General features: G+C 69.7%; 15 protein-coding genes. 7 read left to right on the top strand and 8 right to left on the bottom strand.

Annotated features, from left to right (window positions below):
- From HHX30_RS10585 to HHX30_RS10560, 6 genes are all read left to right on the top strand, one after another.
- On the top strand, positions 1 to 1,629 hold the full coding sequence (locus tag HHX30_RS10585) for an ABC transporter ATP-binding protein (protein ID WP_169981709.1): 1,629 nt from the start codon (positions 1 to 3) through the stop codon (positions 1,627 to 1,629).
- On the top strand, positions 1,626 to 2,573 hold the full coding sequence (locus HHX30_RS10580) for a PrgI family protein (RefSeq protein WP_169981708.1): 948 nt from the start codon (positions 1,626 to 1,628) through the stop codon (positions 2,571 to 2,573). The genes HHX30_RS10585 and HHX30_RS10580 overlap by 4 nt, the downstream gene beginning before the upstream one ends.
- Positions 2,570 to 4,384 carry an ATP-binding protein gene (locus HHX30_RS43200; protein ID WP_169981707.1) on the top strand — a complete coding sequence of 605 codons (1,815 nt, stop codon included), beginning with the start codon at positions 2,570 to 2,572 and terminating at the stop codon, positions 4,382 to 4,384. The genes HHX30_RS10580 and HHX30_RS43200 overlap by 4 nt, the downstream gene beginning before the upstream one ends.
- Entirely contained in the window at positions 4,381 to 6,852 is a 2,472-nt protein-coding gene (locus tag HHX30_RS10570; protein WP_169981706.1) for a type IV secretory system conjugative DNA transfer family protein, read from the top strand. Before HHX30_RS43200 ends, HHX30_RS10570 begins: the two co-directional genes overlap by 4 nt.
- 103 nt (positions 6,853 to 6,955) lie before the next feature.
- Positions 6,956 to 7,849 (top strand): replication-relaxation family protein, encoded by an 894-nt coding sequence (locus HHX30_RS10565; RefSeq protein WP_169981705.1) that lies wholly within the window; start codon positions 6,956 to 6,958, stop codon positions 7,847 to 7,849.
- The gene (locus HHX30_RS10560; RefSeq protein ID WP_169981704.1) at positions 7,846 to 8,763 is read left to right on the top strand and encodes a C40 family peptidase; all 918 of its coding nucleotides are present in this window, start codon (positions 7,846 to 7,848) and stop codon (positions 8,761 to 8,763) included. Before HHX30_RS10565 ends, HHX30_RS10560 begins: the two co-directional genes overlap by 4 nt.
- Positions 8,764 to 8,971: 208 nt before the next feature.
- On the opposite strand, the gene HHX30_RS10555 is transcribed toward HHX30_RS10560, so the two are convergent.
- On the bottom strand, positions 8,972 to 9,694 hold the full coding sequence (locus HHX30_RS10555; protein ID WP_169981703.1) for a hypothetical protein: 723 nt from the start codon (positions 9,692 to 9,694) through the stop codon (positions 8,972 to 8,974).
- A gap of 249 nt (positions 9,695 to 9,943) precedes the next feature.
- Here HHX30_RS10555 and HHX30_RS10550 point away from each other — a divergent pair, with 249 nt between their 5' ends.
- Positions 9,944 to 10,900, top strand: coding sequence for a hypothetical protein (locus HHX30_RS10550; RefSeq protein ID WP_169981702.1), 957 nt, complete (start codon positions 9,944 to 9,946; stop codon positions 10,898 to 10,900).
- A gap of 103 nt (positions 10,901 to 11,003) precedes the next feature.
- On the opposite strand, the gene HHX30_RS10545 is transcribed toward HHX30_RS10550, so the two are convergent.
- The 7 genes from HHX30_RS10545 to HHX30_RS10515 all read right to left on the bottom strand — a co-directional run bounded on the left by HHX30_RS10545 (position 11,004) and on the right by HHX30_RS10515 (position 15,939).
- Positions 11,004 to 11,357 (bottom strand): hypothetical protein, encoded by a 354-nt coding sequence (locus HHX30_RS10545; protein ID WP_169981701.1) that lies wholly within the window; start codon positions 11,355 to 11,357, stop codon positions 11,004 to 11,006.
- Entirely contained in the window at positions 11,354 to 11,755 is a 402-nt protein-coding gene (locus tag HHX30_RS10540; protein ID WP_150936466.1) for a hypothetical protein, read from the bottom strand. Before HHX30_RS10540 ends, HHX30_RS10545 begins: the two co-directional genes overlap by 4 nt.
- A gap of 65 nt (positions 11,756 to 11,820) precedes the next feature.
- Positions 11,821 to 12,201, bottom strand: coding sequence for a hypothetical protein (locus tag HHX30_RS10535; RefSeq protein WP_169981700.1), 381 nt, complete (start codon positions 12,199 to 12,201; stop codon positions 11,821 to 11,823).
- A gap of 82 nt (positions 12,202 to 12,283) precedes the next feature.
- The gene (locus tag HHX30_RS10530; protein ID WP_169981699.1) at positions 12,284 to 12,901 is read right to left on the bottom strand and encodes a hypothetical protein; all 618 of its coding nucleotides are present in this window, start codon (positions 12,899 to 12,901) and stop codon (positions 12,284 to 12,286) included.
- Between the two features lie 37 nt (positions 12,902 to 12,938).
- Positions 12,939 to 13,373: a hypothetical protein gene (locus HHX30_RS10525; protein ID WP_169981698.1), complete on the bottom strand. Its 435-nt coding sequence runs from the start codon at positions 13,371 to 13,373 to the stop codon at positions 12,939 to 12,941.
- 167 nt (positions 13,374 to 13,540) lie between these two features.
- Complete coding sequence (locus tag HHX30_RS10520; protein ID WP_169981697.1) at positions 13,541 to 14,542, bottom strand: DUF932 domain-containing protein; 1,002 nt, start codon at positions 14,540 to 14,542, stop codon at positions 13,541 to 13,543.
- Between the two features lie 257 nt (positions 14,543 to 14,799).
- Positions 14,800 to 15,939, bottom strand: a complete 1,140-nt coding sequence (locus tag HHX30_RS10515) for a helix-turn-helix domain-containing protein (protein ID WP_169981696.1) — start codon at positions 15,937 to 15,939, stop codon at positions 14,800 to 14,802.
- Positions 15,940 to 16,826: the final 887 nt, after the last annotated feature.

The following is a 16,826-nucleotide window of genomic DNA, read 5'->3' as shown; positions in this document are numbered from 1 at the left end:
GTGAACCGCCGAAGCTCTCACGGACCGGGCCTCGCCAAAGGCAGCGCTCGCATCCGCCGCCTCGTCCCTCTCGCCCTGGTCACCGCCGCGCTCGCGCTGCTCATGGCCAGCCCCGCATCCGCCACTCCGGCGACGCCGACTCCGGCACCGACCGCCACCTCGGCGCCGTCGCAGTCCCCTTCACCACAGGTGAGCTGGATCGCTCCCACGACGGCACCTGCCCAACCCACGGGGAAGGACGAGTGCGGCTGGATGGATGTCGGCTGCAAGGTGAACAAGGCCGTCAACGGCTGGTTCACCGACCTGGTCCGCGACGCGGTCAACCCGGCCTTCGCGCTGGTCGGGCGGACCCTACTCTCCTCCCCGCCGCCGGCGCTGCTTTCCCGAGTGCGCGAGCTGACCGGCCAGGTGAGGGTGGTCTCCAACGCGCTGCTCGTGCTGTTCGTCCTGGCGGGCGGAGTAATCGTCATGGCGTACGGCAGCGCGCAGACCGCGACCACAGCGGTGGAGCTTATACCGCGCCTGGTGCTGGCGACGATCCTGAGCAACAGCTCACTGACGATCAGTGAGTATGCCGTCCAGTTCGCCAACAGCCTGGTCGACGGATTGGTCGGGACGGGCGTGGACGCCGATCGGGCCGGGAATCTGCTGGCCGGCAGGGTCGCCGCCGTCGTGAACGATCCGGTGAATGCCGCGCTGTATCTGGTGCTGCTGGCCGGAGGCAGTGTGCTGCTGGGGCTAATCCTGGCGTTCATCGCGGTCATCCGCGTCACTCTGCTGTTGTTCCTGATCATCTCTGCTCCGCTCGCGCTGCTGTGTCACGCGTTGCCGCAGACCGAGGGGATCGCCCGGCTGTGGTGGCGTGCCTTCACCGGGGTGCTGGCCATACAGGCCCTGCAGGCGCTGGTGCTGCTGCTGGCGTTCAAGGTCCACCTCACCGACTCTCCCGACCTGTTCGCCGCCGCCGGGCGGCCCTCCCCCGCCGGGAGCGCCTTGGATGTACTGATCTTGATTGGTCTGCTGTACGTGCTGATCAAGATCCCGGGGTGGGTCGCGCGGAGCATCTGGCAGCAGGCCAAGCCGCAACTGCTGATGCGGGCGGTCAAGGGCGTGGTCGTCTACAAGACCCTGGGCGCGCTCGGCGGCGTGTTCCGTGGAGCCCGCTCACGCCCCTCGCCCGGCCCCACGGTCACCGCCCACCGGCACGGCATGGGTTCCCGCACCGTACGGCCTCGCCCCACAGCGCGGCCCGCCTCGTCCGCCGCCGGTTCACCTCCTACCGCCTCGGGAGGCAAGCCCATGAACCCGCCCACACGCCCCAGCCCATCCGGCTCCGCGTCTGCAAGTTCCCGTTCCCCGCAGCAGCTTGCCTTGCCGCTCGGGATCACCCCTGCGTCCTCGCGTAAGGCGCACCAGGGGAAGCAGTTGGCGTTGCCGTTCCCCGTGACCCGCGTCCCGCGCCCGCCTACCGCCGCACCGCCGCCGGTGAAGGCGACGTGGATCAGGCCCAAGCCGCCATACGTGCAGGACCGGCTGCCCGGCATGCCGACCCGCCCCGCACGCCCCCGGCAGCTCCGGCTACGGCTCGACCCGCCGCCGCGCCGGATGCCGAAACGAGGTGACAGGTGAACGACTCCGAACCGCTGATCGTTCGCATCCCGGCGGATGTCGCCCGCCCCGACAAGATCGCCTATGGGTTCACCGCGCGGCAGTTGGCCATCCTCGCCGTCACTGGCGCCCTCGCTTCTTCCGTCTATTACGTCTTCCGGCAGGTGGTGCCGGTCGTGGTGATCGCCGCCTTGGTGCTGCCGCTGGTGGCGCTCGGCGCGGCGCTCGCACTCGGCCGCCGTGACGGCCTCACCCTCGACCGATTCATCCTCGCCGCCGTGCTGTTCCTGCGCTCGCCCAAGAAAGTAGTGGCCGCGCCCGATGGCGTCGTGCCGCCGCCGAGGTGGTGCCGGCTGCGTGGGAAGCTTCCCGCTCCGCTGTGCCTGCCCGTACGTGCGGTCCGCAGCGACGGAGTGCTGGAGCTGGCCGATGGCGGAACCGCGGCGCTGGTGGAGACTTCCACGCTGTCATTCCACCTGCGTACCGCCGATGAGCAGGCGTCACTGGTCGGGGCGTTCGGGCGGTGGCTGAACTCCCTGGACGCCTCCGTGCAGATCCTCGTCCGCGCCCGCCTTGTCGATCTCGCCGGCCTGGTCGAGGTCCTGGAGCAGCGGGCCGAGCACCTTCCGCATCCGGCGCTGGCCCGTGCCGCCGCCGAACACGCCGCGTTCCTGAACCAGCTCAACGCCTCCCGGGATCTTCTGGCCCGGCAGGTGCTCATCGTCATCCGCCACCCGCATCCGCCTCGCGGGCGGCGCTCGACCGTACGGGACGCCTCGGCTGCGGTGGTGCTGCGCTGCGCAGTCGAGACCCAACGTGCCCTTGCCGCCCTTGGCATCACCGCCGCGGTGCTGAACGCCGACGCGGCCAGCCGGGTGCTGACCGAGTGCCTGGACCCAGGCGGCTGGCATCCGACCGGGACCGCACTTCCCGACGAGCTGATCACCGGTCTGGAGGTCCAGTGAAATTCCGCCGCGCCAAGCCCGCACCGAGCAGGCTCATCCACCCCGGCGCCCTTCAGGTGGGCGCGCGGGCCCTCACGCTGCCGAACGGTGTGCTGGCCTCGTTCGCCGTCACCGGGTATCCGCGCGAGGTCGGCGCGGGCTGGCTGGAGCCGCTGCTCACCTACCCCGGCCGCCTGGACGTCAGCCTGCACATCGAGCCGATCCCGCAAGCGGTCGCTGCGATGCGGCTGCGCCGCCAGCTCGCCCGGCTCGAGTCGTCCAGCCAGGCCGACGCCCAGCAGGGACGGTTGCAGGACTTCGACACCGAGGCAGCGGCCGACGACGCCACCGAGCTGGCCGCAAGTCTTGCCCGAGGGCACGGCCGTCTGTTCAAAGTCGGCCTGTACCTCACCGTCCACGCCGCAAGCCAGGAGGACCTGACCGCGGAGGTGGAGCGGGTCCGCGCGCTGGCGGCCTCACTCCTGCTGGACGCCCAGCCCGCCACCTTCCGCGCCCTCCAGGGCTGGGTGACCTGCCTGCCGCTGGCCACCGACGCAATCGGGCTGACGCGCAGCTTCGACACCACCGCGTTGGCGGCGGCGTTCCCGTTCACCTCGCCCGACCTGCCCGTCCCCGCCTCCGGGAGCGCGGTGCTGTACGGGCTGAGTGCCTCCAGCTCCGGCGTCGTCCTATGGGACCGCTTCGCCCAGGACAACCACAACTCCGTCACCCTGGCGCGGTCCGGCGCCGGCAAGAGCTTCTTCACCAAACTCGAGACGCTAAGGCTGCTCTATCAAGGGGTCGAGGTCGCCGTCGTGGACCCCGAGGACGAGTACGCCCGGCTCGCCCAGGCCATCGGCGGCACCTACCTTCGGCTCGGCGCAACCGGGGTCCGATGGAACCCTCTCGACCTGCCCGCAAGCCAAGGCCCCCTTGATGACGTGCTCGCCCGGCGGGCGCTGTTCCTGCAGACCCTCATCGCCACCATGCTCGGTCAGGCGTCCCTCGGCCCGCACATCCGCGCCACGCTGGACACGGCCGTGCTCGCCACCTACGCCGATGCAGGCATCACCCGCGACCCGGCCACCTGGTCCAGGCCAGCCCCGCTGCTGGGCGACCTCGTCACCGCCCTCGGCGGTTATCCACAGGGTGAGGACATCGCTGTGCAGCTCGCCCCGTACGTGACCGGCTCCTACCGCGAACTGTTCGACGGGCCGACCACCACCCATCCCTCCGGCCACCTCATCGTCTTCTCCCTGCGGGACCTGCCCGAGGAACTGAAAGCGGTCGGCACCCTGCTGGCGCTCGACGCGATCTGGCGGCGCGTGGCCAACCCCCGCGACCGGCGCAAGCGGCTCGTCGTCGTAGATGAGGCGTGGCTGCTGATGCGCGAGGACGCGGGCGCGCGGTTCCTGTTCCGGATGGCCAAGGCCGCCCGTAAGCACTGGGCGGGCCTGGCCGTGGTCACCCAGGACGCCGCCGACCTGCTCGGCTCCGAACTCGGTCAGGCCATCGTCGCCAATGCCGCCGGCCAGATCCTGCTCCGTCAGTCCCCGCAGGCGATCGGCGTGATCGGGGAGGCGTTCGGCCTGTCGGAGGGCGAGCGGCAGTTCCTGCTCACCGCGGAACGCGGCGAGGCCCTCCTCGTCGCCGGGCCGGCGAGCCGGATCGCGTTCCAGGTGATCGCCTCCCCCATCGAGGCGGAGCTGATCACCACCGATCCGGCCGAACTCGCCGAGCTGGCCCGCCGTGAGTCCCGCGACGGCCCCACGCCCACGCCGTTCACATCCGCATTCGTCCAGGACGAAGACGAGGACGGTGATCCGCTATGAGCGCCTGCCTTCTGTGCGATCTCGACGACCGCGATGTGCAGGCTGTTCTGGACTTCTTCCGCGAGCTGCCCGCCCGGCTGCCGGAACTCTTCCTGACCTATGGCTGGAAGGTCGCGCTCGTCATCGCAGTGGCGCTGTCGGCACTCGCGGTGATGCGCGGTGCACTCGTTCGGGTGCGGCACGCCTGGCTGGAGCCCGGTTCCCGCCTGATCGAGATCTCCTCCCCTCCCGAGTGCGACCCGAAAGCCGCGGTCGTGTTGTGGAGTCAGCTCATCGGCCTGCTGCGCCCCGCCTGGAAGCGCGCCCTCCACGGCCAGCCTCACCTGGCATGGGAGTACCTCGCAGACGAGGCCGGCATCCGCATCAGGATGTGGGTGCTCGGCGTCGTCCCACCAGGCTTGGTGGAGAAGGCCATCCAGGCCGCGTGGCCCGGCGCCACCGTCACCACCCGCCCGCCGGAGCCGTCCCTGTTCTCCGGCTTCCAAGTAGCAGGTGGGCATCTCGTGCTGGCCAGTGCCGAGCATTTCCCTCTCAAGATCGACCATGCCAGCGACCCGGTTCGTCCTCTGCTCACCGCGATGAGCGGCCTGCGCTCCGGCGAGCAGGCCATCGTCCAGATCCTGGCCCGGCCCGCCACCGGCCGCCGACTGCGCCGAGCCCACCGCGCGGCGGCGGCACTCCGAGGCGCACCGACCAGCAGCCCCATCGGTCAGATCCTGGACGAACTCGCGCCGATGTCCGGCCACGCTCATCCCGGCGAGCTGGCCCGCATGTTTCCTGAGCGGGCCGAGCAGGTCCGCGCCATCCTCACGAAATCTGGTCAGCCGCGTTACCAGATCGCGCTTCGCTACGCCGTCACCTCAACCGCAACAGGCGAGGCCACGCGTGAGCGGCTGCGCGGGCAGGCACACACGCTGGCCGGCGTCTTCGCGGTGTTCACCTCCGGCCACCAGTACCTGCGCAGGCGCCGCCTACCGCGACCGGCTTCAGTGCTCGCGCTGCGGCGGATGGACGGCGGCTATCTGCTGTCGGTGAGCGAGCTGGCCGCGCTCGCGCACCTGCCGTGGGACGCCGACGCCCCCGGCATCACCCGCGCCACGGCCCGTCCCATCGCCCCGTCACCGGCCGTGCCGCGCGGCGGGGCCCCCGGTACGGTGCGGACGCTGGGCGACGCCGACAGCGGCCCAGCGCGGCCCGTAGCCCTCACCGTGGCCGATGCCCGCCACCACGTCCACCTCCTCGGCGCGACCGGCGTCGGCAAATCCACCCTGCTGGCCAACATGATCCTCTCCGACGCCGAGGCCGGGCGTGGAGCGCTGGTCATCGACCCCAAGGGCGACCTCATCACCGACGTACTCGCCCGGCTCCCCAGCTCCGCAGTCGGCCGTACGGTCGTCTTCGACCCACAAGACCCGGCCCGGCCTCCGGCGATCAACGTGCTCGCCGGGCCTGACCCGGCGTTCGCGGTCGACTCGATCGTCACAATCTTCCACCGCTGCTTCTCCTCCGCATGGGGGCCGCGGGTGGATGATCTGCTCCGCTCCACCTGCCTCACCCTCACCAAAGTGCTCGGCCCCCGCGCCACCCTGGCCGACGTTCCCCGGCTGCTGACCGATTCCGCCTACCGGACGCGCGTCACCGCCCGGCTGGACGATGAGCTGCTGCGCGGGTTCTGGGACTCCTACCAGGCGCTCACCCCTGCCGGACAGGCCAGCGTCATCGGTCCGGTTATGAACAAGCTGCGCGCCGTCCTGCTACGGCCCTTCATCCGGCACGCACTGACCAGTCCCGCCACCACCGTCCCCATCGGGCAGCTCCTTAACGACGGCGGCCTGATCCTCGCCCGCCTCCCCAAAGGCATCCTCGGCGACGACGCCGCGCGCCTGTTCGGGTCGATCCTGCTCGCCCACACCTGGCAGGCCGCCACCCGCCGCGCCACTCTCACCGAGACCGACCGCCGCGATGCGGCCCTGTACATCGACGAGTGCCACAACTTCCTGAACCTGCCCGGCCACATCAACGATGTCCTCGCCGAGGCCCGCGGCTACCGCCTCTCGCTGGTGCTCGCCCACCAGCACCTGGACCAGCTCCCCGCCGACCTGCGCGAAGCCCTGTCCGCCGACGCCCGCAACAAGATCTACTTTGCCGTCTCGCCCAAGGACGCCGGCGAGCTCAAAACCCACACCGCTCCGCTCGTCACCCCCTACGACCTCGCTCACCTCGGGGCGTTCCAGGCGGTCGCCCGGCTGGTCGCCAACGGTCAGCAAACCCCGGCGTTCACCCTGCGCACCCGCCCCCTGCCGCCCGCCGTTTCCGGACGCGAGGCAGCGATCCGGCAAGCCTCCCGCGACCGGTTCACCACACCCGCCAACGCCGCGGGGACGGCAGGAATCGGCAGAGCGACCGAGCAACAGTCCCGACGGAAAGCGCGATGGAGCGGACGTGGCCGGGACCCTCGCGCTGATTGACCGCAGCCACCCTGCGCGCCCTCGCGTCACGCGGCACAGGCCGCCGCGTCAGCCGAACTACCGCATACATGGCTGCCCGCACCAGATCAGGAGGAGGAACGCGATGCCAGCACGCCGCGCTCAGCTCGGGCAATCCCGCCTCGAATCCGCCGCCCTCGCCGAGCTGGCCGCCCGCCTCACCAAACGCGACTACCAGATCCTCACCTGCGTCCACGAGCACCGGGTCCTCACGACCCACCAGATCCAGAAGATCTTCTTCACACTGCCCCAGCCGACCCGCCGCCGCCTCGGCATCCTGCACCGGCTCGGCGCCCTCACCCGGTTCCGGCCCTGGACACCGTACGGCGCAGGATCGGCCCCCGCGCACTGGGTGCTCGGACGGGCCGGTGCCGCCGCCCTGGCCGCGAACCGGAACATCACCGTGGCCGAACTCGGCTACCGCTACGACACCGCGATAGCGATCTGCCTGTCCTCCCGGCTGACCCATCAGATCGGGGTGAACGACTTCTTCGCCGACCTCCACGCCTACGCCCGCCGCTCCCAAGGCCAGGCGACGGTACGGAAATGGTGGCCCGAACGTCGCTGCGTCGAGCTGTGGGGAGACCTGGCCCGCCCCGACGCCTACGGCCGATGGACGGAAAACGGCCGGGAGCTCGACTTCTTCCTCGAACACGACACCGGCACCGAACCGCTGACCAAGGTGACCGCCAAGCTCAACGACTACGCCAACCTGGCCGACGCCACCGGCATCACCACACCCGTCCTGATCTGGCTACCCGGCACCGCCCGCGAGGCCAACCTCCGCCAGCGACTCGATCGCGTGGAGGTACCGGTCGCCACCGCCACGCACACCAGCCTCGGCGACGGCCCCGCCGGACCCATCTGGCTCCCCGCTGGCGCTACCGGCAACCGGCTCCGGCTCGCCGAGCTCGCCAATGCCTGGCCAGAGATGATCCTCGGCTCGGCCGCGGACAGCCCAGGAGGGGAGGAGAGATGAACGCCGTCGCCGCCGGCGCCGCCGTACTCCTGCTCTTCGTCATCGCCTTCACCGCAGCAGCCACCGGCATGTTCACCAGCTCGGGCGGAGACACCACCTGCGTCCTCGCCGCGCCCGCCATTATCCGGTCCGGGGCTGTCACGGAGCTGGATGAGGAACAGCGCGCCAACGCCGCCCTCATCATCCAGACCGCCTTGCAGCTCGGCCTTCCGGCCCGCGCGGCCGTGATCGCCCTCGCCACCGCCCTCCAGGAATCCGGGCTGCGCAACCTTCCCCATGGGCACCTGGACTCCCTCGGGCTGTTCCAGCAGCGCCCCTCCCAAGGCTGGGGAACCCCTGAGCAGATCCTCGACCCGACCTACGCCGCCCGCAGCTTCTACAAGCGGCTCGTCGCCGTACGCGGGTGGGAACAACTCCCGCTCACCAAAGCCGCCCAAGCCGTCCAACGATCCGCCACCCCCCACGCATATGCGCGATGGGAAGCGCTCGCCCAGCAGGTGGTCGACACGTTCACCGGCTCCTGCGTGCCCGTTATCCCCGGCGAGCAGGTCGCCGCCGTCATCACCTACGCCTACGCCCAGCTCGGCAAACCGTACCGATGGGGAGCCGAAGGCCCGGCCGCCTTCGATTGCTCCGGCCTCACGATGCGCGCCTTTCAGGCCGCCGGGATCACCATCCCCCGCGTCGCCGCCGACCAGTGGCGGCATGGTCCACGCATCCCCGCCGGGCAGGAACAACCGGGAGACCTGGCCTTTTTCCGGATGGAGCAGGATGGCCCCGGCCACGTCGGCATCGTCATCGGAAACAGGCAGATGATCCACGCCCCCAACAGCCGCGAGGTCGTCAAAATCGCGCCGTACGAGCGGGCGGATCTGGTCGGGTTCACCCGGCCAATCGCCTCCGAAGATCGTTAGAGGGGCCGGCTGCCTCCCAAGTACGCGGTTCCGGCATCGCGGGCGACAAGACTGGCCAGCAACCTGCTTGCTCGTTCCGGGGACAAGTACGCCGCCGCCTCGGAGGCGGCCACCAGACTCCACTCACTGAGCTCATCTGGCGGCAGCCGGTCCGTGGAGAATTCCCGTCGGGGAATTGCCATTTCGAAGGCTCGGGCACGGGCGGGTTCTACTCGCCTTCCACAGCTCGGCGCCGAAGGGTGTCGATGTAGTCCGCACGGAGCACACGACTGCAACGGGGGCGCTTCCCTGCGTTGATGTCCTCCACGTACTTGGCCAGGTATTTAGGGTTCTTACCGGACCACCCATTTGCGAGGGCCCAGCCCTGCATCGCCTCACCATCCATTCGGATGCCAGCGTCGTGAAGCGCGAGCAGGGCGCTCACGACCATGTCCTTCTCGAAGCCTGCCGAGATGGTGTTGTTGTGGTTGACCGTGAGGGTGAGGCTCTTCATCGCCTCAACGACAACGGGGTCCAGCTCGGGCGTCGAGCCCTCCCATGCCGAGCCATCACCGAGGACCGTTGGCCTTACGGCTGATACCCACGGCCTGATTGCATCCTCGTTCCACGTGATGACGCACAGCGCCCGGATTCCGTGACCGCCGTGCCGCACCAGCTTCCCGATGTCGTCCATGTCTGCCCACGCCATCAGCACCGGGCCTTTGCCATGGACGAACCCGCCGCCCCTGCCGGTGACATGCTTGACGTTGGAGTGCCGATTCACGAGCTGTTCCAGCTGCGAGCAGTTCCGCAGGTTGGACTTCAAGCTGGTCCACACGGTCAGCGTGTCGCCGTCCTCCATGTGCTCGCAGCACCAGTCGATGGCCGCGTCCACACCCTCGTCGTCGTAGCTAGCGACCGCTGTCGGATAGTCCACGTCGCGATCGAACATCTCCGCTCCCTGCTCTTGACTCTGGCAGGGACAAGGTATGCGCATGCACCGACAGAACTAGCTCGCCGTCACTCGTGGGCGTCCGCACATCGGCATGAGAGTTCGACTTCAGCCCCGCAACGGAGCGCTTGGCAGCGCCAACGGGCCACTGGGTGCGGACCGTCCCGTGACACACGACCACGTGGCAGTATCACTTCGGTACCCTCCCAGAAGATCTCGGTTCGCGCGCGATCGAAGGAGGCCCGGGGCATGCAGGTACAGGAGCCCACCACCGCGCATCTGAGCGTGTCCCTCCCCTTGACACTGGATGGCCCTTTCGAAATCACCGTTGAGCACTCGGTGGTCGGGATCGTGGTCACCGAACGCGCCACCCTGACCCGACTGGGTCCCGAGTGGGACGTGCCTGGCGTCTACCTGCTCCTCGACCGCCCCGACCTCGTGGGCCGGTGGGGCGCCTACGTGGGCAAGGCCGCCTCCCGGGGACTGCGCAGCCGTCTCCGGGAACACCTCAAGACCCGCGATCATTGGTACCGGGCGATCCTCATACGCCGAGACTCGAAGAAGACGTTGAACAGCGCCGAGGCCGGCTGGTTGGAAGGCCACCTCTACGACTTGCTGCACGCCTCGGGCCAGGTCCAGCTGCACAACGGTAACCGTCCCCAGGACGACAGCATTTCCGTCGAGGAGCAGCTCGGCCTGCGCACCTACATTCCCCCGGTTCTGCACACGCTGCACATCCTGGGCCACAGGCTCACCGCCACCCCTACCGTCGCCGGGCGGCGGGTCTTCGACTTGCGAAAGAGCCAGCGAGGAAAGACGACCCGCGAGGCCAGCCGTCCCGTCGTCGCGGCGTCGACCCCGAGAGCCAGGAAGACGACACCGAAGGGGAGGAAGTCCACGAAGACTAGGAGCGGTGTCGAGTTGATCGACCTGGTTCGAGAGGGCCTGGTACCTCCCGGAACCGTTCTCGTCCCCGCGTCACGGGCGCACACAGACACAGCCGTGGTCAATCCCGACGGCAGTCTCCAGTTCCGTGGTACGCAACGTGAGAAGGTGTCCAACCCCGCGAAGGAGCTGGCGGGGTACGAAGTGAACGGCTGGACCTTCTGGCGGGTCGAGACGCCGCAAGGAAAGGTGTCCCTCGATGCGCTCCGTAAGCGGCTTCAGCAGCAGCGCGCCGCCTCCGCTTCCTCTCCGCCCCAATGAAGCTTGTCCGATCCGGTCATCGGCCTCCGGTGGTGCAGGAGGTACGCCCCGGCCGCGCACATGTCCTGCGCGACCGGGGCACACCACCTGCACCGCCGGGCAGCTACGCCCAGCCGTAACACCTGCTCCCGCCGTGAATCCGGCAGGCGTACTCCTCCTCCTTGCTCAACAAGATCACCGGCAGCTCAGTGACCCCTTCCCGCAACCCACGGGCAATACGGTGCCAGCCGTCGATCACCAGCGGCCCGCCCCGGGGCGAGGCCGGTACGGCGATCAGCGGCTCGCTCAGGTCCACCAGCTCGGCGTGCACCTGGTCGATGTCGATCAGGGCGAGCAGACCGGCCCAGTGACGCGGCCGCAGGTGCCCACCGGGGTGACGACTTGCCGCGTACTTCTTGGCGGCGGAAACGTCCCAGGTCCACCCCATCAGACGGAAGGTCTCGACCTCGGTCATCATGACGCCGCTCGGCCCCCCTCGGTGGCCGACAGGAAGCGGCGGCCCGCCTCCAGGCCGGTGACGGACAGGGCATGCTCGAACAGGTCGGCGGCCCTGGCCCCCGCCTCCGCCACACGGGGAACGGGTACGGCCCGGGGCAGGGTGGTCTCCACGTAGCGGGTGGTCCATGCTCGGACGAGGCCGAGGGCCTCCTCTACCTCCACGTCGTACTTGTCGGTCTGCATGAGCACCATGTCCCACCACACGTGATGGGCCTGGGCGTAGGTCACTTCCTGCAGGACCGTGGACGTCAGCCGGTAACGCCTGTCGAGCTGGCCGGTCAGCTCGGCCGCAGCCGCTTCGTACTTGGCCCGGCTGGTGCGCTCGTTGCGTCGTATGAGTGCTTCCAGCGTCTCCATGATTGATCTCTCCTTGGTACGGGTGACGGGGCCGGATCTCCGCCCGGCCGCCGGATGGGATGGAGTCAGCGGAACCGGGCGGTGGGAGCCTTGTCGCCGCCGTAGATCCGGCAGGCGTACTCCTCCTGCCCGGTCAGGATGATCACCGGAAGCTCGATGACGTGCTCGCGCAGGGCGCGGGCGATGCGGTGCCAGCCGTCGATGATGAAGGGCCCGGCGTTCGGGATAGGGACCGCGATGAGCGGGACCGAAAGGTCCACCTCACTGATGTGGTCTTCGTTGATCCAGATCGCGGTCAGGAAGCCTGCCCATGCGCAGGGAGACAGCCGCCCCTCGGGTGTCCGGCCTTCGGCGTACGCCTTGGCGACGGTGACGTTCCAGGCCCAGGCCAGGAAGCGGAACGCCTCGGTGTCGTCCCGGCTCGCGTCGGCACGGGTGGTGGTCATGGTGAACGGGTCCTTTCTGCGAGGTGCTTCAGCAGCCGGCCGAGAAGAAGCCGACTCCGAGGAGTTGAGGTGGCAAGCGGAGTCACCGGCTGGTCTGGTGCTGGCTTGGCCCGGCGGTAGCCGCCTCGGCGTCCGCCCGGCTGGCGAGGAGTTCGCCCGAGGCGGCCAGGAAGTGGCGGGCGGCGGCCCGGGAGGCGTGCGCGAGCGCGTGGTCGAACAGTGTGCCCGGCCGTGCGGCGGCCGGTTCGCCGGTCAGGTAGTGTCGCGCCCACGCCCGCACCCGCCGGACGGCATGCGCGACGTCGACGCTGTTCTCGCTGATCTGAGCCGGGACGAATTCCCACCAGGTGCGCAGGGCGTGGGAGTAGACCGCGCTGTATAGAGGCTCGGAGGTGAGCCGCTGGCCGCGCTGAACATGGCAGACCAACGCGGCCGATGCCGCATAGTCGGCGTGCCGAGCGTGGGTGACGACCTCAGCGACCCGGGCCGCCAGCCCTTCGGCTTCGCCGCCGTCCGGGGCCTCCGGCCCGGCGAACGTGTCCGCGAAGCTCGGGACGGTAGTCGTGGCGGTGGGCGCGTCCGGAGTCGCGGAGCTGTCCGGCACTGCAGGGCCGCTCGGCTCCCACAGCTGGGCGAACTGCGGTCCCCCGGCGGGTTCGCCCGCTGCGTCGCCGGTGGCGGGCTCGGTAACGACGTCCATGGTGGTCATGTCCTTTCGGGGCGGTTCGCAGGGGCGTTCACGCCCGGCGCTCCCCACCGGCCGGGCCGGTGGCGGGGGCGGAGCGGCCTGCGGAGGTGGGGCCGGTGAGTGCCTCGGCGAGATGCCGGGTGGAGTCCAGGAACTGCCGGGCGGCCTGACGGCGGGCCTGGGCCATGGCCTGGGTGAACAGTTCGCCGTACGAGAGCTGGCTGGCGCTGATCAGGTACGCTTCGGCGGCCCGGCGGCTCTCCATGATCGCGGTCACGGTGTCGACCGCCTCATCGGCGTCGATCTGGTTCATGACCTGCTGCCACCAGTCCCGAAGGTGCTGCGCGACGGCGGCGCGGGACAACTCCTCGGCGGTAACGCACTCCCCCGTCTCCCACGTGGACGCGAAGTGGCTGGCGGCTTCGTCCAGGGTGCGAGTGGCGTCGATGAGGTAGTCGATAGCGATCTGCTCGAACGGTCCCACGGTTTCTCTCCTTCGATCGGTGCTCCGAGGGGCGTGATGGCCCCGTGCTGTGTTTGCGCGGGTTGGTCCGGAACCGAGGTGCGGTTCCGGGGATGGGGTCCGGTACGGCCCCGCGCCGAGCCGTACCGGACGAGCAAGGGGGGAAGGTGGGGAAGCCGAGCGCCCGGTCAGGCGGCGAGCAGCTGGAACGCCCGCGTTTTGATCTTCGAGTGGGCGTGGTCGTCCAGCAGCGCACGCTCGGCCCGCACGATGTCGGCCTCGCGGCGGCCGATGACCGGGCTGCGGTGATCCAGGCGCTCGGTCACCGCGTTGTAGGCCGCCCAGCGGGTTCCCCGGATCGACTCGTTCGTCGGCGCGTCGGTGAACAACAGCTCCAGCTGGCGCATCGCCAGCTCGTAGTTGCGGCGGGTAACGGGTTTCGCGTCGGTGGGCACCGGGTGAAGGGTGGCGGCGAACTGCCGGAACTCCTTCAGGTCCATCGGCGTGGCGAGCAGCTTTTCGGCCTCGGCGGCGAACGCCTCGCCGTGCCGCCAAGTCAGCTTCAGCGCCTCACGCGCCTCGGCGATCCGGCCCGCGATATGGCCCGTGTGGCGGACCTTGAACATCGATGCGTGGTTCCGCAGCGCTGCGCGTTCAGTGTTCGCGCACACCACCCGGACAGGGGTGGCAACCGTCGTGAACGCGCCCCAGCCGTCATGCCGGGAGAACGCCGCCAGATATAGGTCGACCCGGTCAAAGCCGCCGACCATCAGCGGCTCGGGCAGGCGCATCGTGACGAACACGCGTCGTCCGCCGTTCAGTGAGCCGCCCGTGTCGAAAATCGCCCCCGACTCGTCGACCAGGGTCTGCAGGAACTCGGCTACCTCCTCGTTTTGGACGATCTTGTAGTCCTTTCCGACCATGCCGAGCCGTTCCGGCTCGCCCGTCACCGGGTTGGTACGGACGACCAGGAAGTCCTCCTCTGCGGTCACGGGCCGCCCGGTGTCCGGATCGGTGACAGTGCCGACCGACACCTTGCGGACGTTCCATGCGGCGAGCTGGGCGCGGGTCAGGAGCTCCTCTGCCGTCATCGGGCCGGGCGCGGTGTAGCCGAGCCGGTGCCAGCCGGGTTTGGTCGCGGCGGCGAATCCGGCGGAGCCGTCGGCGAAGATCTCGATCTCGTGGGCCATGACAGTGCCTCCTTGGCGATGGGTGAAACCGAACAAACGGATGAGTGGGTGGGGTGGGCGATCAGGGAACGGGGAGAGCGGGCGGCGTGCCCGGGTGGGCACGGCGGCTGGAACGCTCGGCCATGGATGCTGCGCCGCCGCGGGACCGCCGCCGGATTGCGGCGCTGCGAGGGGCATACGGCGCGCCTACTCAGGTACCCGGGGCTGTGCTGTGTGGGGTGGGCCGCCTCGGGGACGGCCCACCCCACGGGCCGCCGTCAGTCGCCGGGGGCGGGGTTGACGGCGAGGGCGTAGCGGCGGGGACGCTCGCAGGTCAGCTCGGCCTGCCCGAGGCCAACCAGGCGGTCCAGGGCGTTGGCGACCGCGCCGGACGAGCTCTCCAATACCCGGCCGATCTCGTACGGGGTGAAGTCCTTCCCCGGGTGGTCGAGCAGGTGAGACAGCACCCGGTCTCGCAAGTGACCGGGACGAGCCCCACCCGCGCCCGTACCGCCGCCGGTGCTCACCCGTCCGCCCGTTCCCCGGCCGGAGGGATTGGTGCCGGTCAGCACGGCGCGAGCGTCGCGGTGCGCCTGCGGAGCCTTGGCCATGGCCATCTCCAACCGGCCCAACGCCGTGACCGCATCTCCGTCATCGTCGAGCGCCTTGACTGCTCCGGTGATCAGGTCGGCCAACTCCAGCAGGGCCGTCCGCGCCCATGCCCAGGCAGGGTCCTCGGCCTCGGTCGCCTCCTCGGAATCGTCGGCCGAAAGGTCCGCGTCCGTGTCGGTCGTGTCGTCCGAGTCGGGCACCTCAGCGGGCGAGTCAAGGATCTCGTCCGGGGCGTCATCCGAGCCGCCGCTGTCCGGGCCGGGGGTGTCACCGGCTACGTCGGCCGGGGCCGCGCCCTCCGGGTCAGCCTGGTCGAGGTGGCTACCCATTGCGGGAACCGCCCCGTCGGTGGCTTCCTCCTCGTCCGTACCGCCCTCGGCCATGTCCATCACGGCGGGGACGTCCGGGTCGGCCGGGTCATCCCAACCAGACACGTCAGCAGGCGAGTCAGGGGCCTCCTCCGGGGCGTCCCCGCCCGAGACGACCGCGCCATCGGTGGGATACCACAGGTCAGGGGTGCGGCCCCGGCCGTCGTGCCCGCCGGGAACTCGGGTCGTGCGCCCCTCGGCCTCGAACTGATTGAGGATCTTTCCCACCGTCACCCGACTGATTCCGGCCGCAGCCGCGATCAGGGCGACCGACGTACCGGGGCTGGCCGCCAGCGCGGCCCATACGGCCTCCTCACGGGTGTTCAGCGCGGCGCCGGTGTGGTGGGCGTCCGGGGCGTTGTCGTCCGCGTCCGGGACGGTAGAAATCGCGTCCGCGTCAATGTCGTACGCGCTTTCCGTGACGGTGATAGCGACCATTGGTAAGGCTCCTTTCCAGCCGCGTACCGGCCCACTGTTTGGCCGATTCGGATTTCGTGGAGCTCGACCATCGCTCGCATCGGCGCGCGTTGCAAGCGTGTCGCGGAACATTTTTCAGCCGCCCCCATTTTGGAGAGGCTCGCCTAACAAGAAGCTCCTCCACCTGCTGGTATCTATCTTGCCGAGGTGTGGCTTCCAGCCCGGATGCAGTCAGGTCGTCCCGTTGAGGCGAATTCACCGAAGACTACGGATGCACTATCTGATCTTTCAGCCGAGACCGAAAGAGTCAGGAATCAGCTGCCGAATCGACTTGACTGGACCGGCCCCGTCGAGCGTCCATAGATTCGCACCACGAAATAGCCGCTGGGCGTATTCAGCGGTGCGACAGGGACCGAAAGGGGGCGCACGCATGGAACGGGCCGCGATCACATCGGACGCGGCGCACGTACGCGGACTGAACATCTACGGCCACGGATGGGCGCTGATGCGGAGCGGTGACAATGTCCTGCTCACGCGTCCCGAAGAGGGCGATAACGACCGCCTGCTAGAGATGATCATCTACGAGGGGCTGCAGCACATGCGGTGGCTTGCCGACGAGGGCAAGCCGCACGGCGAAAGGATCGCTGAGCTCGCTGGGGCCGCCCGCACCACCCCGGGCACCGGCCCAGGTCCCGCAGGTCCCTCGCGGCCACGCGCGGGGGCCGTACCGCATTGCGTCCAGGGCGATCACGCCGTCCCCCAACCGAGACGACCGGTCGCAGGCCGAGCCGGGGCTACAAGCGCGCAGACCGGGCGAGCTGGCGGGGCATCACCCATGCGTCTCGGCCGGCGGTCCGGCCGCCGGCCGGACCAAGGCCAGCTCGATAGAGAGGGAAAGCGACGTACGG

Origin of the sequence: Microbispora sp. H10836 (assembly GCF_012999525.1) — a bacterium.
Classification (GTDB): Bacteria; Actinomycetota; Actinomycetes; order Streptosporangiales; family Streptosporangiaceae; genus Microbispora.
The sequence above is the reverse complement of the archived record's forward strand: the minus strand, read 5'-3'. Positions and strand labels throughout refer to the sequence as shown.